The organism is Citrobacter sp. W9 (assembly GCF_026719375.1).
In the GTDB taxonomy this organism is placed as follows: Bacteria; Pseudomonadota; Gammaproteobacteria; order Enterobacterales; family Enterobacteriaceae; genus Citrobacter; species Citrobacter werkmanii.
On the sequence record NZ_JAPPTE010000060.1, the window covers coordinates 1 to 2,279 of the forward strand.

General features: G+C 47.6%; 2 protein-coding genes. One reads left to right on the forward strand and one right to left on the reverse strand.

Annotated features, from left to right (window positions below):
* Positions 1–117: 117 nt before the first annotated feature.
* Entirely contained in the window at positions 118–750 is a 633-nt protein-coding gene (locus OOJ59_RS27725; protein ID WP_001567369.1) for a DUF6904 family protein, read from the forward strand.
* Between the two features lie 28 nt (positions 751–778).
* On the opposite strand, the gene OOJ59_RS27730 is transcribed toward OOJ59_RS27725, so the two are convergent.
* Complete coding sequence (locus OOJ59_RS27730) at positions 779–2,182, reverse strand: ISNCY-like element ISKpn21 family transposase (protein WP_074075332.1); 1,404 nt, start codon at positions 2,180–2,182, stop codon at positions 779–781.
* Positions 2,183–2,279 lie beyond the last annotated feature (97 nt).

Here is a 2,279-nt window from a genome sequence, read left to right on the forward strand (position 1 = left end):
TTGTCAAGGCTCAATTGAAATGTCCGTTATCCAGCTCAATTAAAATGACCACTTTGATCTCTCATTCTCTTTACTGATAGACTTTCCTCCGACTGAAACAACAGGATGATTGAGCCCATGCTTCGATACGAGTTAACGCCGAACAATGCAGGTTTTATACTGTGGGGAGATTCAGAAGCCCTGAATGAATTACATGAACTCATTCATTACATCGTGGATGAAAGCCCACTGATTAAAGTTAAAGACGGATTTATGTTATCCCTTGCCTATGATATTCGTAAAGCACGGGAAGGTAATCGTCGTGTTGAGCAACATCAGTATGATCAACATGATACATATAAGCTTTATGGTGTTGAGCTTTTATGGCCTCTGGTCCTGGTACAGTCCTCAATACTCAGAAACTCAATGGGTTATATTCAGACAGACAAAAACCAGCTGTCTGTCATGTATGCCTTTGAATACCTGATAGAATCAGCATTAACAGAGTCTGAGAGAACAACGTCGAATGATATTATGCTAACAGTAAAATATGCATCAGACTCTGATTTTAATTTCATTGAGGATAATATTGACAGCAGGTGCTGCTATTTTATCAGCCTATCTCCGGAGCAAAGAAAAAAGCAGTTAATCAGTATTGTTCGTTCTTTTCATTCATTATGGGGTAAGTATGCCCGTGAAAAGCAGGACATAAAGATGCTGAACGAAATGAATAATACATCATGGGTCTGGCCGGACAATATCAACTGGTGAGCAACCACTGTCCGGCCAGTGAGTACCATCAGCGGGCTCTTTTACCAAAAATGTCCTCTGAACGTGACTGAAGCTGTTTGAGTGCTTCGAGCATGTCATCATTATCCAGTGAGCGCTGGGATTTCTTCCCTTCCTGCTTTGGCCGTCGTCGGGAAGGGCCATCTCCAGCGGGAATTGACTGAGAGCGCGTGTTATCCCGCTTGCTCTGCACCAGACTGATAAACTCCAGGGTTCGGCCAAGACGCTTGTTATCGACAATCGCGCCCTGGTCGATTTCTGACAGTCGGTCGTAGGTAGAGTAGGGAAGTAGCGTACCGTTCAGGCGCAGCTCTTTTCTGCCATCAGGATAGTGATACACATCGATATATTTACCTATTGCACGGCGACTCAGTTCGCTGTCTTCAATCAGGTACAACATTTTATCATATTGTATCGTCAACGATTTTGAGACTTTACGTTTTTCACGAACAGTGAAAATAAGCCCCAGGTCCTCATCATGTTCTACAGCACGGTGTACGTCAAAATCATGTCGCGGTACTTTGCCAAAACGGCGGTTATAGTCAGCCATATAGGCCTCAGCGAAGTCATTTGCAGCCTCCATTGAACAAATGCCCTGTAACCGCAGCTCTTTGACCAGACGATCCTGTAAAGTGAGGTGAGCTCGTTCTACACGCCCTTTGGCGGGACTGGTTTCTGCACAGATAGTCTGGATGTTCAGTTCATGCATGGCTCGCCCAAACTGAGTATGCCCGTCTCCGCCTGTGGCGTGTTTATTGTTAACACGAAAAACACCGGCTTTATCGCTGTACAGTGCCAGCGGTTTACCATGCTTATCGATATAGCGCCGCGTGGCTTCGAAGTAAGAAAACGTGGACTCCGATTTAACAAACAACAGTTCCATCAGTTTGCTGGTTGCATCATCAACATAGACCAGCGCGGTGCAGGCCGGGCCACGGCCTTCAAACCAGTCGTGATCACAGCCATCTATTTGTATCAGCTCACCAGTACACGGACGCCGGTACCGTGGTTGAGGGATCCTTGCGGCATGTTGTTTACGGGGAACCCATAAGCCAGCCCGCACCATGATGCGCCGGACAGTTTCTTTGCCAAGAAACAGTCCGTGGAGTTCTTCGAGCTTTTCACGCGCCAGAGTCGGACCGAAATCAGCATAACGCGTCTTGATCAGTTCCAGAGCCTGATCTGCGAGCCCGGGTGGCAACTGGCGGTTACCACGCATGCCACATCGTCTGCTGGCCATACCAAGCGGTCCGCCTTCACGGTAACGGGCAAGAAGTCTGCGGCATTGCCTGTCGCTGATACCGAGGTGCTCGGCCGCACGGCGCGTTGTGATGCGACGTTCAATGACGTCCTGTATAATCTTGATCCGGTTGATCTCTTTCAAAGTAAACACTCCTGAGCTTTCTGCGCTCATGATATGCCTCCCGGTAGTTTAAACGGACCAGTGAAGCTTACCATAGCGCGGACATCTGAATTGAGCCACAGGCGGACATTACTATTGAGCCATTACA

Coding starts and splice junctions, on each gene's coding strand:
- OOJ59_RS27725 (WP_001567369.1), top strand. CDS start 118: ATGCTTCGATACGAGTTAACGCCGAACAATGCAGGTTTTATACTGTGG.
- OOJ59_RS27730 (WP_074075332.1), bottom strand. CDS start 2,182: ATGAGCGCAGAAAGCTCAGGAGTGTTTACTTTGAAAGAGATCAACCGG.